Genomic DNA, 14,275 nt, shown 5'->3' on the forward strand with positions numbered 1-14,275 from the left:
ACGTACGCCTTCGGGCCGGGCACGGCGTGCCACAGCGAGGCGAGCAGGTGGGTCTTGCCGACACCGAAGCCGCCGTCGAGGTACACCCCCGGCCGCATTCCGGACGGGCCCGGCGCCCCCGCCCCCCGGGTCAGGAGCCCGAACAGGCCGCCCTTCCCGGAACGGCCCGCATGCCCGGAACGGGCTACAAGTTCGGAACGGCCCGCATGCCCGGAACGGCTGGAACGATCTGAACGGCGGGACCGCCCGGAGGAGGCGGTCAACCGGTCGGCGAAGGCGGACAGCGCCATGACCGCGGCGGCCTGGCTCGGCTCGGCCGGATCGGGCAGGTAGCCGGCGAACCGGACCACGTCGAACCGGGGCGGCGGGACAAGCGCCGCGACCAGGTCCCCGGGTGGCACAATCGGCCGGCGATCGACGAGACGCTGCGCCACCCGCCCAGCGTACGGAGACGCCCGTACCCGTCGCCCCGGCCGGCGGTATCGCGGCCGACGTCACAACGCATGGGTTCGCCGCCGACCTGGGTTCGCCGCCGATCGGATGACCAGCACCGTCGCCCGTTACAGTCGGCCCGGTGCGGCGCATCTTCCCGGTTCCACCCCCGTTCGCCGGTTCCGCGGGGGCCGCCGGGCTCGCGAGGAAGGCCGAGGAGGCCGAGGATGCCGTCGAGGACATCGAGGACATCGATCTCGACGAGGCGTACGCCTACCCCTCGTCCGCCGCGCACACCCCCTACATCCGGGCGAACTTCGTGGCCTCGGTCGATGGGGCCGCCGAGGTGGGCGGCCGCTCGGGCCCCCTGGGCGGGGAGGCCGACCTGCGGGTCTTCCGGTTGCTGCGCTGGCTCAGCGACGTGGTGCTGGTCGGTGCCGGCACCGCCCGGACGGAGAACTACGGGCCGGTGGTCATCCCGCCCGAACGGCGGGAGCGGCGCGTCGCCGCGGGGCTCGCGGCGGTGCCCCCGATCGCGGTCGTGACCGCGACGGCGGGCTTCGACCCGGGTGCCCGGCTGTTCAGCGGGGGGATCCGACCGGTGCTACTGACCTGCGAGACCGCACCCCTCGACCGGCGTCGGCGGCTGGCTGCGGTCGCCGACATCGCGATCTGCGGCGGCAGCGCCGTCGAACCCGACCTCGCCGTCCGGGCCCTGGCGGAACGGGGAATGACCCGCATCCTCACCGAGGGCGGTCCGCTGCTGCACTCCCAGCTCGCCGCGGCGGGCCTCCTCGACGAGCTGTGCCTGACGATCACCCCGGTACTGGCCGGGCCGGGCCGGCTCGGGATCATGAAAGGCGAGCCGTGGCCGGCACCGGCCGCGCTCACCCTGACCCAGATCCTCACCGAGGACGACGTCCTGTTCCTGCGTTACCGGCGCTGAACCGGCGTTACCGGCGCTGGCCCGGCACCGGCGTCATCCACAGGCGGCCGGACCGGCACCTGCGTCATCCACAGTCGCGTCGCCGCGCGGGCGCGGGCGGGCGGGCCGCTGTTAGCGTCGCCACCGGTGAACCTGATCACGATCTGGGTGGTGTGCGCATGACGGTGCCCGAGGGACGTCGCGCGACGGTGGCCGTCGCCCTGGCCCAGGCCCGGCGTGCCCGGCTGGACGTGGCCGCCGCGCTGGAGCGGATCTCGGCGGTCGGCGCCGAGGCCTGGGAGGGTCGTCAGGCCGAGATCTGGCAGCGCCGGATGCGGCGGCTCGCGGCGGAGGCGGCCATGGCCCTCGATCGGTGCGTGCAGGCCCGCGAGACAGCGTTCGTTGCGGCAGGCCCCGGCGGGCCGGTGTCCCCCGTCCGATCGGCGGGCCCCGGCGGGCCGCGGAAGGTCAGCTGACGCGCATGCCCGGACCAAGCGACCGGGTGCTCGTCGACCCCGATCGGATGCGTGTTCTGGTGTCCAGCGTGACCGAGGCCGGGGAGCTGCTGCGCTCCTGGTCCCGCGCCCTCGCCGCGGCGTTGGCGGATGCCGGGCTGCCGCTCGACCCGGCGGAACGGCTCGGCGCGCTGGAGGACGAAGTCGAGGCCGAGGTCACCATGCTGCGGCGCCGGCTGCGCCTCGCCGAGGGCGTCGACGACGGGATCGGCATCACGATCAGGCCGACGTCCGCCCCGATTCGGCAGCCGGTGCCCCGCGAGGCGCCGGGCATTCCCGGTACCTCCGAGGCGCTCCGCACCTTCGAGCAGGCCGTGGCCGCCGGACGGGCGTTGGCGCACTCGCTGCGGGGGGACGGGCCGAGTCGGCACGGATCAGGCCGGGGCGGAACGGGCAGAGGCGGATCAGGGCTGGGCAGAACGGGCAGAATGGGTGGAACGGGTGGAAACAACTCGGGCATGGTCACCCCGCGTGACGCGCTGACCGTGCTGCGGTCCCGGATGAACGATCCGGACTTCGTCCTGGGCTTTCACGACGCGCTGGGACCCGACGGGCTCGCGCGGCTGCTCTACCGGGTGGAGGGACTGTCGCGGGGGCCGATGGTCCACCGTCCACCCGAACCGCTCGGCTTCGACCGGCGGGAGGCGGAACGGATCCTCGGCGCCACCCTGGCCTCCTACAGCCACCGGCGAACTCTCGACGCCGCCTGGCTCGGCCGGTTCAACACCGCCGGGAGGACCGACACGGCCGAGACGGTCCTGCTGACCCCCCTGCTCGCCTCGGCCCGCCTCGACAGCGTGCTGCTGGGCCGGATGGCCTTCGGGTCGGGTGACCGACCGGGTAGCGGGCCGGGTGACGCCGCGGCCGCCCCGTCGGCGCCGCACGACGTCGGCCTGCTCGCCCCCGCCGCAGCCGGGCTCACGAGCCGGGGCCGACCGACCGTCACCGACTACCAGGGGGTGCTGCTGGACGCCATCGCCGCGGCCCCGGCGCTGGCCGCCCGGTTCGCGGCGGACCACATCGACACCATCCTGCGCGGCGCGGCCGTGCTCGCCCTTCCGCTGCCGGTGGATCTCGCGACGGCCCGATCCCTGGAAGATGCCTGGATCCGGCTGGTGGCCGCGGCGGGAAGCCAGGAGAGCCGCCGTGCCGATCCGCGGGCCTCGGCCTCGTTCGTCTCCCGGCTAGCCCTGGCCGTGCAGGCGACCGGTGATCGGCCGTTGCTCCTCCGGCTGCGGGCGGCCCTCGTCCCGGCGCTACGGACCTATCGGGACGAGCTCTACGACGCCGTCACCGCCGTGGTCCCCGGTCCCACGGTGGACCCGCGGGCCGGGGCCGCGGCGGAGCAGTCCGCCCTGGTCAAGCTGATCCCGATCGAGGCGTGGGAGTCACTGCTGCGGGAGGGCCTGCGCGGCGGGGCGCTGGCCGGTCTGCTCGCCCAGGACGTCGCGACCTACGGTCTTCGTCTCGAGGACCAGGTGGCCGCCTCGGCCCAGGGCTGGAGAACGGCCCCCGGCGGGTATCCGTCGAGCCCCCTGGCATTGGGCTACCTGCGGGTCGAGCACGCGCAGGCGTTCTTCGCCGGCGCCCTCGCCGATGCGACCGAGGCGATGCTGCGCGAGCACGCCGACGCGGTCGGCGCCCACCGCCGGCAGCAGGCGGTGCTGCTCGACGTGCTCGGGGAGGTGGGCAAGTCCATCGATCCGACGAGTCCAGCGGGCACCTTCGTCCATCTGGGCGTCGGGGTCACCGTGGAGATGATCGAGGCCTGGATCCGGGCACGGCACAGCGACCTGCCGACCACCCGCCCCGCCCAGGTCGTCGCGGACCTGCGGGACGCCTCCCGGGTCCTGCCCGGCTGGGCAGCGGCCTACGAGACCAGCGCCCGCCGGCTCTGGGCCCGCCGGGATCGTGACCCGCTCCGGCCGATCGCGGTGACCCCCGCCGGCGGGCCGTGCCGCGTCTACATCGGCGATCCGAGGGCCGACGGGTTCATCACCTCGCCGGCGGAGAACTTCCTCGACGCCTCGGGGAATCCACGTCCGTCCGCGCGGATGACGCCGACCCAGCGGCGTGCCTATGCCGCCTGGCTCGCGAGCCCGGCGATGGTCGCGAACAACGACCGCATCTCGTTCCTCGACGGCCGGGCCGGCAGCCACGGATCCTCCCTGCCACCGGACTGGGGGCGGCGGCCGGGCTGACCCCGGTTCTCCCCGTCACCACCGGCTAGATGATCATCCCGGCGCCGAGAGTGGTCCCGGTCGACTCGTCGATGAGCAGCACGCTGCCGGTGTTCCGGTTGCGGCGGTACAGGTCGTAGCACAGCGGGGACGTCGTCCGCAGGGCGATCCGGCCGATGTCGTTCAGACCCAGCGTCTCGACGGTCTCGTCGCGGTGCAGGGTGTCGATGTCGACGCGGTAACAGATGTCGGTGACCATCGCCCGTACCGAACGGGTGGTGTGCTTGATCCCGATCCGGGCCCGGCGGCGCAGCGGGGCGTCGACCATCCAGGAGACCATCAGGTTGAGGTCCTGGCCGACGGCCGGCTGGTTCATCGGCCGGGCGATCGTGTCTCCCCGGGAGACGTCCAGATCGTCCTCGAGCCGGATGGTCACCGACATCGGCGGGAACGCCTCGTCGACCGGGCCGTCGAACGTGTCGATGCCGGCGATCCGCGTGGTCAGCCCGGAGGGCAGGACGACGACCTCGTCGCCGGGCTTGAGCACCCCGCCGGCAACCTGACCGGCGTACCCGCGGTAGTCGTGCAGGTCGTCGTTCCGCGGCCGGACCACCCACTGCACCGGGAAACGCACATCGATGAGGTTGCGGTCGGAGGCGATGTGGAGCTCCTCCAGGTGGTGCAGCAGCGAGCTGCCCTCGTACCAGGGAGTGCTTGGCGACCGGGAGACCACGTTGTCCCCGCCCAGCGCGGAGATCGGGATCGTCGTGACGTCGACGATCTCTAGTTTCGCCGCGAAGCGCCGGAACTCCTCCTTGATCTTCTCGAAGACGTCCCGGTCGAAGTCGACGAGGTCCATCTTGTTCACGCAGAGCACCAGATGGGGCACGCGCAGGAGGGACGTCAGGAAGGCGTGCCGGCGGGTCTGCTCGACGACCCCCTTGCGCGCGTCGACGAGCAGCAGCGCGAGGTCGGCGGTGGACGCGCCGGTGACCATGTTGCGGGTGTACTGCACGTGCCCGGGGGTGTCGGCGAGGATTAACGACCGCCGGGGCGTGGCGAAGTAACGATACGCGACGTCGATCGTGATGCCCTGCTCCCGCTCGGCCCGCAGACCATCGGTGAGCAGCGCGAGGTCGACGTAGCTGTCGCCGCGCTCCCGGCTGGTGCGCTCGACCGCGGCGAGCTGGTCGGAGAACAGCGACTTCGTGTCGTAGAGGAGCCGCCCGATCAGGGTCGACTTCCCGTCGTCGACGGACCCCGCCGTCGCGACCCGCAGCAGCTCGGCCATCAGAAGTACCCCTCCCGCTTACGGTCCTCCATCGCCGCCTCACTGACCCGGTCGTCAGCCCGGGTCGCGCCGCGTTCGGTGAGCCGGGTGGCGGCCACCTCGGCGATGACCTCCTCGACGGTCGCCGCGGTTGACTCGACCGCTCCGGTGCAGGTGATGTCGCCCACCGTGCGATAGCGCACCTGCCGGGGCGCCGCCGTCTCACCAGCCAGGGGCCGGGTCAGCGGCGTGACCGCCAGCAGCATGCCGTCGCGCTCGAACACGTCCCGGCGATGCGCGTAGTAGATGGAGGGGATCTCCAGCCGCTCCTGGGCGATGTACCGCCAGATGTCGAGCTCGGTCCAGTTCGACAGCGGGAACACCCGGATGTGCTCACCGGGGCGGTGCCGGCCGTTGTAGAGCGACCACAGCTCAGGGCGCTGGTTCTTGGGGTCCCACTGGCCGAACTCGTCCCGGAAGGAGTAGACCCGTTCCTTGGCCCGCGCCTTCTCCTCGTCCCGGCGCGCGCCGCCGAACATCGCGTCGAACTTGTTGTCGGCGATGGCGTCGAGCAGCACCGGTGTCTGCAGCTGGTTACGCGAGGCCCCCGGACGGGTGTCTTCGGTCAGCACGCCCGCGTCGATGGCGGCCTGGACGGAACCGACCACCAGGCGGGCGGCGAGCTCCGCCGCCCGCCTGTCCCGAAACTCGAGGACCTCGTCGAAGTTGTGCCCGGTGTCGATGTGCAGCAGGGGGAAGGGCAGCTTCGCGGGCCAGAAGGCCTTCTGCGCGACCCGGAGCATGACGATCGAGTCCTTCCCGCCGCTGAGCAGCAGGGCGGGACGCTCGAACTCCGCGGCCACCTCGCGGAAGATGTGGATGGCCTCGGCCTCAAGCATCTGCAGCTGGGTGAGCTCGTAACCCATCACCGGCACGCGAAACCCCCCCGTCGAGGCGATGTGTCCCACCAAAGTAGCGGACACGGCGGCCGTGTCGGCGGTTTCGGCGACATTACGCCCCTCACGGTGGACCCACAACCACGACCGACGTCATCCAGAACAACCATGGATCAACAATCGCTACCCTCTGAAACCACTCCGCAACCACTCCGAGGGCATGCGCCTCAACCGCCGGAGCCCCCCGCGGCGCCGATCGCCCGGAGAACCTCCGATGCCCAGCTCGCAGCACAGATGACCAGGTCGGGCAGCAGCGGGTCGGGCTGATTGTACCGCAGCGGCGAGCCGTCCAGCCGGCTGGTGTGCAGCCCCGCCGACCGCGCGACCGCCACCGGGGCGGCGGAGTCCCACTCGTACTGGCCGCCGGCGTGCAGGTAGATCTCGGCCTCCCCGCGGATGACGGCGGCGGCCTTCGCACCAGCCGAACCCATCGGGACGATGGTGGCGCCTAGTGCCTCCGCGACCTCCGTGACCAGCTGTGGAGCCCGGGTCCGGCTGACCACGATCCGTGGCGGACGCGCCTCGGCCGGCCGCGGCGGCAGCCCGCCCGCGCTGGACAGCGTCAACCCGAGCGCCGGCAGCGCCACCGCGCCCGAGACGAGCTCGCCGGCCTGCCAGAGCGCGACATGCACCGCCCAGTCCGACCTGCCGGGTTCGGCGAACTCGCGGGTGCCGTCCAGGGGGTCGACGATCCAGACCCGCTCCGCGGACAGCCGCGCGACGTCGTCGACGCCCTCCTCGGACAGCACAGCGTCCTGCGGGCGGTGCCGCGCCAACGCCCGGGCCAGGAGCTGATGCGAACGCGCGTCCCCGGCGTCACGCAGGGTCGCGGGTTCGGCGAACCCGACCTCCTCCCTGATCCGCAACAGCAGTTTGCCGGCGTCCGTGGCCAGCCGTCGGGCCAGGACGTCGTCGTCGAGTTCGTCGGTCGCGATGTCGACCGGCACGGTGGACGGCGGGCGGGTGTCATCGGTGTTCATTGGGACGGAGTCTGTCACCAGCTACCGTCGCAAGTGTGAGTACCACCTCCCATCCCGCCCCCGGTCCTGATCACCACCCCAAGTCCGGTGCCAACGGTGCCGCCAGTGTGACCGGCGGGTCCGGCGGGTCCGGTGTGACCGGTGGGTCCGGTGTGACCGGCGGGTCCGGACCAACCCCCGTCCTGGCGACACCGGCCCGGGTCGCGGAGCTGACGGCCGCGTCGGTCGCTTGGCCGTCGCTGACCCTGCGCCCGGCCCAGCTCGCCGAGCTGGAACTGCTGCTGCTCGGTGCTTTCGGGTCGGAACCTGGTTATCCCGAGGATCCCGAGATCAATGGCGTGCCGGTGCCGACCCTCATCGTCGGCGCGGCCGAGGCCGGCGCACTGACACCGAGCTCCACGGCGGCCCTGCGGGACACCGAGGGAGTGATGATCGCGGCGCTGCACCTCCGAACGACCATTCCCCTGCCGGACCAGCCGGGGGGTCCGGACGGGCCCCGGGTCCGGCTGGTCGGCACGGTCGAGGGCATCCGGCTGCCCCACCACCCCGATCATCCCGGCCTGCGGCTCACCCCGGCCCAGGTCCGGGCCGAGCTGCTCGCCCGAGGCTGGATCAGCCTCGAGGCGGATTCCGGCGCGTGCTGGGCGGTGTGGGCGGACGGCCTGCTCCACACGGCGGACGTGGGCCGGATCCGGGCGCTGACCCGGCAGGACAAACGGTGCGTCGTCCTCGCCCCGGTGGGTGGCGCCGATCCCGCGGACGCTGGGCATCACCTGCGGGTCCGTTGCCTGCTCGCCGCCCTCAAGGCAGTCGACGCCCCGTTGCGGGCCGCCGAGGCGACGCTCTCCTCGGAGGCGCTCGCCGCCGACGCGATCAGCCCGCCGGGTATTGCCGGCCGGCGGTCGGAACCGCCGCCGGACCCCTACCGGCGGCCGAAAGCCGGCGAGGCGGGAACGCCGGAGCACCGCAGCCTGCTGGTCCTCGTTCCGGTCATCCCGTCGGAGGCGCTGGCCACCCCCCGCGAGCCGGGCATGAGCGCGACGGTCCTGAAAACATCCGCGAAACCGAGCGGCGCGGCGGCGGGGGTACCGGGCCCGGCCACGGCCGTGACGCCCGCCCCCCCGGCACCCACGGACCTGGCGGACATCGCGTGGGCGGCGGCGGGCGCGGCCTGGACAGGCGTGGAGACGGCGGCGAGCTCCGCCGACGAACTGGCGAAACTCGCCGCCCAGCGGGCGCATCTGGCCAGCTTCTACGGCCTGACCGGCAGCCTCATCGGGCCGGCGATCGGCGCACCCGGGCGGGCGGAGCTGGCCTCGCTGCTCGACGCCGGCAACCCGATACCGGCCGAACTGACCCCGCCGACGGTGGCCGCGGAGCTCTCCCGCGCCATCCCACCACGTTCGAAGCGGGGCCTGGCCGTGTTTCTCACCGGGCTGTCCGGCTCCGGGAAGTCGACGCTGGCCGGCCTGCTCGTCTGCCGACTACTGGAATACGGCGGACGCCGGCTCACTTTGCTCGACGGGGACGTCGTGCGGGCCCAGCTGTCCCAGGGACTGGGATTCTCCCGCGCCGACCGCGACATCAACGTCCGACGGATCGGCTTCGTCGCGGCCCAGGTCGCGGGAGCCGGAGGCACCGCGGTGTGCGCGCCGATCGCGCCGTACGCCGACGTGCGCGCCCAGGTCCGGGAGATGGTCCGGGCCGCAGGCGGCGGATTCGTGCTGGTACACGTGTCCACACCGCTGGAGGTGTGCGAGGCGCGGGACCGTAAGGGGCTCTATGCCAAGGCGCGCGCAGGCGTCCTGCCCGCCTTCACCGGCGTGTCCGATCCGTACGAGATGCCGACCGACGCCGACGTCACGGTGAACACCGCGGAGCTCTCCGCCGAGGACGCCGTGGACCGGATCATCGACCACCTACGCCACGCCGGCTGGCTGGCCAGCTAGCCATGCGGGCCCCTAATACGCTCCCTCGCGGCGCAGCACGGCGAACACGGTGCGCCAGAGGATGACGAAGTCCATCGCCAGTGACCAGTTCTCGACGTAGCGCAGGTCGAGACGGACCGACTCGTCCCATTCGAGGTCCGACCGGCCGCTGATCTGCCACAGGCCGGTCAGCCCCGGCTTCACCATCAGCCGGCGGTGCACGTCGTCCTCATAGCGGGCGACCTCCGACGGCAGCGGCGGCCGCGTCGAAGCAGGACGAGGAGCCGGACGTAACGCCGTTCCCAGGTCACCTGAGCGCGGTAGCCGCCCGTCTCGACGGCGGCTGGGCTCACCCGCCCCGCGCTGTGCCGCCCGCCGGGCCCGGTAGCCGGGCGGCTCGGCGGTGCGCCGACGGGACGGCCGGCCGTCCCCGCCGGGCGCGCCGGCGGGGACGGCATCCCCTGCCCGCCGCGGGCGCGCGGAACGAAGTTCGACCCAGCGGTCGCGCGCGTGTCGCCGGGCACCGTCTCCGTCACTCGTGGTCCCCCCCCAGCACCGCGACGGCGCGCGTCAACAACACCGACCGGACCCGGCCGAACGGACTGGCCCAGTGGCGCCGGCACGTGCCCGAGCCCGAGCCAGGATCCGAACGGGCCCGGAGGTGTCATCGTCCTCCCCGTTCGGCGGCCCGCGGCGCCCCTCGCTCAGACAGCCACGAATTCATCCCTCGGTGGTGCATCGACCGGACCTCCAGCGATCTTCCCCCGCCACTGACTGTGGGCCACCCCGAACGATGAGCCGAACGCGCGCATCATCCAGGTCCCACTGGGGTGTGTCGGCACACCGGAGCGAACTGGAATACCGGACGCCGACACGGGTGGCGCTCCGTGGTCACGGGGGCAACGTTACCGGTTACGCCGAGATGATCTACCAGCGGCCCGGCCCGGCGATGGCGGCGTAACGCCCCGACCGCCGACCGTGGCCATGGCGTGATCCGTGCGTTTATGGCAACTTACAGTAACAGAGATGCGGTCGTCGACCAGCGACCGCCATGACGAACCTTCCGAGTCGACAAACCTTCCGAGTCCGCCCGCCGACGCGGGCATGACAGGCACCATCGACCCACGGACGCCTGACGCCTACGCTGCGCACACAAACAGCGGCGATAATGCTACTCTGCGTTATTGATCGCGGGTCTCGGCTCGGGATCCGTCGGCTGCCCGCCCCCGCGGGCGCCGGGAGAGGTGGGGCTGTGCGATCCTGCGCGCCCCGTGCGACGTCGCCGACGTGATATCGCCGACGTGATATCGCCGGGGTGACATCGCCGGGGTGATGTCACGTCGGGATTGATGTCACCTGGAGTGATGCCGCCCGGGTGAGGCCGGTGAGCACAGTCACGGGACGGTCGGCGCCTGCCGGACGGGTGGGGGCGCCCAGGCAGGCGCCGGCTGCCGTCCCGGTCCTCCGCCGGTCCCGGTCCTCCGCCGGTCTACCCGGCAGCCACCCGCCTCAGGGCAGGGCGGTGACGACGTCCGCCAGCGGCTTGCGGGCACCGGTGTAGAACGGCGTCTCCAGCCTGGTGTGCCGTCGCGCCGCGCTGGCCCGAAGGTGTCGGATGCAGTCGACGATCCGGTGCAGCTCATCCGCTTCGAAGGCGAGCAGCCACTCATAGTCGCCCAGTCCAAACGAAGCCACCGTGTTGGCCCGGACGTCCTCGTACTCCCGGCCCATGATCCCGTGCTCGGCGAGCATCCCGCGCCGTTCATAGTCCGGCAGCAGGTACCACTCCAGCGAGCGGTTGAACGGGTAGACGCAGAGATAACCGCGGGGGTCCTCCCGCCGGACGAAGGCGGGGATGTGGTTCTGGTTGAACTCCGCCGGCCGGTGCAGGCCGACCGCCGACCACACCGGACGCAGGTGCCCGCCCAGGGCCGTCCGCCGGAACCGCTGGTAGGTCTCCTGCAGCAGGTCCGGGTCCGGGCTCGTCCACCAGACCATCAGGTCCGCGTCGGCCCGGTAGCCCGAGATCTCGTAGACACCGCGGGTGTAGACGTCCTTGGCCAGCGCCCCGTCGAGCAAGGCGGTCGCCTGGTCGATCAGCGGGGTCCGCTCGGCGGGCAGCGGACGGTCGGCCGCGAAGACCGACCATCCCGTGTAGAGCAGCTCCGCGTTGAGTTCGCGGGCCGATTTCGTGGACTCCGACATTCCCATCCTCCTTCACCGGCGGCCGGACGCGGTCCGGGCCGGTGCACGTAATCAGATTCCCGGGCCCACCGGATCGGCCGGACTGCCTTGCGCCGTCCGGGTAGCCCTCAGCACCGCGTGCGCGGCGGTCTCCCCCGACCGGATACAGGCCGGGATGCCTACACCGTCGTATCCCGCGCCGGCCAGGACGATCCCCGCTGGAAGCCCCCGGCGCACCGCGGCGATCCGGTTGAGATGACCCGGCAGGTACTGCGGGAGTGCCCCGCCCCAGCGACTCACCCGGGTCGCGACCGGCCGACCGGACAGACCGGTGATCTGCGCGATCTCCGCCGCCGCCACCCCGGCGAGCTCCACGTCCCCACGCTGCAGGTCCTGTTCGGCACCGGCGCGGCCGATGCTCGCCCGCACCACCGTGAGCCGGTCGGAGCCCAGGTGCGGCCACTTGGCGGACAGGAAGGTGGCCGCCTTCACCGCGGTGCCCGCCCGGGCGGGCACGAGGAATCCGCTGCCGGGTGGCGGCGCGGCATCCCGGTAGACCAGCGTCACCAGGCCAACCGAGGCGTAGGGCACGCCGGCAAGCGGGGCGGAGGCATGCGGGGCCAGCGGCGCCAGCAGGGCGCGGGCCACCCCGGCGGGCACCGCGAGGATCACGGCGTCGGCCTGGAACGGCCCGAGGGCGTCCGCGCCGCCCACCCGGTCACAGTTGACCTGCCAGCCGCCCGCGGTCTTCGCGATCGAGCGGACGAGCACCCCGGTGTGCACGGTGGCGCCGGACTGCGCCGCCACCCGCGCCGCGAAGGAGCCCAGGCCCCCCCGAAGCGTGGCGAACAGCGGTGCCGTCGAGGTCGTCGTCGCGGGTCCGGTACGGGCCCGCACCCGGTGCGCGCCGAGGAGCAGCGAGCGATCCTCGGCGAAGATGGGGACGAGCTGGGGCACGGTAGTCCGCAGCGACAGCGCGTCGGCCCGGCCCGCATACACCCCCCCGAGCAGCGGATCCACCAGCAGGTCGACGACTTCGCGCCCGACCCGCGTGCCGACGTAGCGGCCGACGGTCGGATCGTCGGCGAAACGCGTCCGCGGCAGCACCAGGTCGGCGGCGGCCCGCACCAGCCCCCACGGGGACAGCACCCGCGAGCGGACCAGGCCGAGGACGTCGGTCGGCACTCCGAGCAGAGTGTTCGGGGGGATGGGACGCAGCCGGCCGCGGATCCACAGTGACGCCGACGTCGTGGCCGGATGCACGATGTCGTGCCCGAGCCCGATCTGCCGGGCCAGGCGGAGTCCGTCGGGAACCCGGGCGAGGAAGGACTCCGCGCCCTCTTCGACGTCCAGACCCTCGATCGGGGTGGTACGCAGCTTGCCACCGACCCGGTCCGCCGCATCGAGGACGGTCACTTCGGCGTGCCCGGCCAGGGCGCGGGCGGCCGAGAGCCCGGCGATACCCCCACCGACGATCACAACCCGCACGTTCCTGCCGCCCTTCACGTTGAGTGGTGCCGCCCGCCAGTTTTCACCATCGAGCCGGTTCCAGTGAACCGGTCCGATGAGGGCGGATCACCTGCCGTGGACTCACCTGCCGTGGACGAGGTCAACGACGTGTGCAAGCATGCCCGGATCGGTCTGCGGCAGCACCCCGTGGCCGAGGTTGAACACGTGCCCCTCCGCCTTGGCCCCGCGGGCGCAGACGTCACGCACCTTGGCGGCGAGCACCGCTTCGGGGGCGAAGACCGCGGTCGGGTCGAGGTTTCCCTGCACGGCGTGACCGGGCCCGATCCGCCGAGCGGCCTCGTCGAGAGGAACCCGCCAGTCGACCCCGACGACGTCCGCACCCGCCTGGCCCATCGCGGCGAGCAGCTCACCGGTGTTCACACCAAAGTGGATGCGCGGCACCTCACCGGCGAAGGCGGCCAGCACCCGAGCGCTGTGCGGCGCGACGTAGCGACGGTAGTCCGCCTCGTCCAGCGCCCCGGCCCAGGAGTCGAACAGCTGCAGCGCGTCGACACCGGCATCCACCTGGACCCGCAGGAAGGCGGTGGTAATGTCGGCGAGCCGGGCCAGCAGGTCGTGCCAGAGCTTCGGTTCGCTGTACATCAACGCCTTGGTGCGGGCGTGGTCGCGACTCGGCCCGCCCTCGATGAGGTAGCTCGCGAGGGTGAACGGCGCCCCGGCGAACCCGATCAGCGGGGTTGAACCCAGCTCGGCCAGCAGTAGCCGGACCGCGTCGGCCACGTAGGGAACGTCGTCCGGCTCCAGTACGCGCAACGCGGCGAGCCCGACGGCGTCCCGCACGGGCTCGGCCACCACCGGTCCGATCCCGGCGACGATGTCGATGTCGAGGCCGATCGCGACCAGGGGCACCACGATGTCGGAGAAGAAGATCGCCGCGTCCGGCCGGAACCGGCGTACCGGCTGGAGCGTGATCTCAGTGATCATCTCGGCCTCCCGGCAGGAGTCGAGCATGGCGACTCCCGCGCGCAGGGCCCGGTACTCGGGCAGGACCCGCCCGGCCTGACGCATGAACCACACCGGCGTGGTCCCGGGGGGCTCCCGTCGACAGGCCCGCAGGAAGGGCGCGGTGTCGGCCAGGCCGAGCCGCCGGGCGAGCGCGGCACCGGTCGGCGGGGGCGAGACGCCGCCCGGCCCGGATCCGGGTCCCGCGTCGACGTGGAGGACAGGCATGGGTCGATCGTTGCACGCCCGTGAGATGTGTGGGAGTACGGCCATAGCGGGATGGGCCACCGCACGGGCCTGACGGCTCCCGGCGGCGAGGACCGGAGAGTACCAACCGGAACGTTGCACATCCGCTATCTTCTACTCTGGGTAGAAGAACTTCCAGATCCGGCCGGTGCCGGGCGCTCCCGTCCGTCGAGGCCGCGCCAGCGGA

10 protein-coding genes and 2 pseudogenes are annotated in these 14,275 nt (G+C 72.7%); 4 read left to right on the plus strand and 8 right to left on the minus strand.

Annotation, left to right across the window (positions count from 1 at the left end; all coding sequences use genetic code 11):
• Window positions 1–434, minus strand: a pseudogene (locus AC08OJ_RS01405) (cell division protein ZapE); the annotation flags it as partial.
• Between the two features lie 140 nt (window positions 435–574).
• Here AC08OJ_RS01405 and AC08OJ_RS01410 point away from each other — a divergent pair.
• The 3 genes from AC08OJ_RS01410 (at window position 575) to AC08OJ_RS01420 (ending at window position 4,073) form a co-directional block, all read left to right on the plus strand.
• Window positions 575–1,378 (plus strand): pyrimidine reductase family protein, encoded by an 804-nt coding sequence (locus tag AC08OJ_RS01410; RefSeq protein WP_476593725.1) that lies wholly within the window; start codon window positions 575–577, stop codon window positions 1,376–1,378.
• Between the two features lie 158 nt (window positions 1,379–1,536).
• Window positions 1,537–1,833 (plus strand): hypothetical protein, encoded by a 297-nt coding sequence (locus AC08OJ_RS01415; RefSeq protein WP_476593724.1) that lies wholly within the window; start codon window positions 1,537–1,539, stop codon window positions 1,831–1,833.
• A gap of 5 nt (window positions 1,834–1,838) precedes the next feature.
• Window positions 1,839–4,073, plus strand: coding sequence for a hypothetical protein (locus AC08OJ_RS01420; protein ID WP_476594879.1), 2,235 nt, complete (start codon window positions 1,839–1,841; stop codon window positions 4,071–4,073).
• Between the two features lie 25 nt (window positions 4,074–4,098).
• Here AC08OJ_RS01420 and AC08OJ_RS01425 read toward each other — a convergent pair whose 3' ends face one another.
• The 3 genes from AC08OJ_RS01425 to AC08OJ_RS01435 form a co-directional block, all read right to left on the minus strand.
• Entirely contained in the window at window positions 4,099–5,343 is a 1,245-nt protein-coding gene (locus AC08OJ_RS01425; RefSeq protein WP_476593722.1) for a sulfate adenylyltransferase subunit 1, read from the minus strand.
• Window positions 5,343–6,257: a sulfate adenylyltransferase subunit CysD gene (gene cysD / locus AC08OJ_RS01430; RefSeq protein ID WP_476593721.1), complete on the minus strand. Its 915-nt coding sequence runs from the start codon at window positions 6,255–6,257 to the stop codon at window positions 5,343–5,345. The genes AC08OJ_RS01425 and cysD overlap by 1 nt, the downstream gene beginning before the upstream one ends.
• Window positions 6,258–6,445: 188 nt before the next feature.
• The gene (locus tag AC08OJ_RS01435) at window positions 6,446–7,258 is read right to left on the minus strand and encodes a 3'(2'),5'-bisphosphate nucleotidase CysQ (RefSeq protein WP_476593720.1); all 813 of its coding nucleotides are present in this window, start codon (window positions 7,256–7,258) and stop codon (window positions 6,446–6,448) included.
• Window positions 7,259–7,293: 35 nt separating this feature from the next.
• Here AC08OJ_RS01435 and cysC point away from each other — a divergent pair, with 35 nt between their 5' ends.
• Entirely contained in the window at window positions 7,294–9,207 is a 1,914-nt protein-coding gene (gene cysC, locus AC08OJ_RS01440) for an adenylyl-sulfate kinase (protein ID WP_476594880.1), read from the plus strand.
• A 12-nt stretch (window positions 9,208–9,219) separates the two neighbouring features.
• Here the strand turns inward: cysC and AC08OJ_RS01445 are convergent.
• From AC08OJ_RS01445 to hemE, 4 genes and pseudogenes are all read right to left on the minus strand, one after another.
• Window positions 9,220–9,450, minus strand: a pseudogene (locus AC08OJ_RS01445) (sugar transferase); the annotation flags it as partial.
• A 1,245-nt stretch (window positions 9,451–10,695) separates the two neighbouring features.
• Window positions 10,696–11,391 (minus strand): hydrogen peroxide-dependent heme synthase, encoded by a 696-nt coding sequence (gene hemQ, locus AC08OJ_RS01450; protein ID WP_476591654.1) that lies wholly within the window; start codon window positions 11,389–11,391, stop codon window positions 10,696–10,698.
• 51 nt (window positions 11,392–11,442) lie between these two features.
• The gene (gene hemG, locus AC08OJ_RS01455; protein WP_476591655.1) at window positions 11,443–12,858 is read right to left on the minus strand and encodes a protoporphyrinogen oxidase; all 1,416 of its coding nucleotides are present in this window, start codon (window positions 12,856–12,858) and stop codon (window positions 11,443–11,445) included.
• Between the two features lie 102 nt (window positions 12,859–12,960).
• Window positions 12,961–14,070: a uroporphyrinogen decarboxylase gene (gene hemE, locus AC08OJ_RS01460; RefSeq protein WP_476591656.1), complete on the minus strand. Its 1,110-nt coding sequence runs from the start codon at window positions 14,068–14,070 to the stop codon at window positions 12,961–12,963.
• Window positions 14,071–14,275: the final 205 nt, after the last annotated feature.

The organism is Frankia sp. CgKIO3 (assembly GCF_977946435.1).

Excerpts from the sequence above, each read along its gene's own strand:
- AC08OJ_RS01415 (WP_476593724.1), top strand. The coding sequence starts at position 1,537 with ATGACGGTGCCCGAGGGACGTCGCGCGACGGTGGCCGTCGCCCTGGCC.
- AC08OJ_RS01420 (WP_476594879.1), top strand. The coding sequence starts at position 1,839 with ATGCCCGGACCAAGCGACCGGGTGCTCGTCGACCCCGATCGGATGCGT.
- AC08OJ_RS01425 (WP_476593722.1), bottom strand. The coding sequence starts at position 5,343 with ATGGCCGAGCTGCTGCGGGTCGCGACGGCGGGGTCCGTCGACGACGGG.
- AC08OJ_RS01435 (WP_476593720.1), bottom strand. The coding sequence starts at position 7,258 with ATGAACACCGATGACACCCGCCCGCCGTCCACCGTGCCGGTCGACATC.
- hemQ (WP_476591654.1), bottom strand. The coding sequence starts at position 11,391 with ATGTCGGAGTCCACGAAATCGGCCCGCGAACTCAACGCGGAGCTGCTC.
- hemE (WP_476591656.1), bottom strand. The coding sequence starts at position 14,070 with ATGCCTGTCCTCCACGTCGACGCGGGACCCGGATCCGGGCCGGGCGGC.